The sequence below is a fragment of the Pseudomonas sp. AC463 genome (assembly GCF_979253585.1).
Window position 1 is genome coordinate 1 of sequence record NZ_CEEDDZ010001142.1, and the last position, 237, is coordinate 237.

1 protein-coding gene is annotated in these 237 nt (G+C 70.9%); it reads left to right on the top strand.

The features are described from left to right. A partial coding sequence (locus AC0IYH_RS33875) for a hypothetical protein (RefSeq protein WP_471838851.1) occupies positions 1 to 237 on the top strand: 237 nt, incomplete at both ends.

Here is a 237-nt window from a genome sequence, read left to right on the forward strand (position 1 = left end):
GTGTCGCGGTGTCCAAGTGGACGGGCGTGCCACTGCATGCAGGCAACAACCTGCTGACCGCCCGCGTCCTCGACGCCGGGGGCAAGACCGTGACCACGCTGGAGCGCACCGTGCATTATGCCGGCGCCGGCGTCCGTGCGACGTTAGATGCCGCCAAGAGCCGGCTGGTCGCGGACGGCCTGACCCGCCCGCTGATCGCCGTGCGCGTCGTCGACAAGGACAATCGCCCGGTGCGCG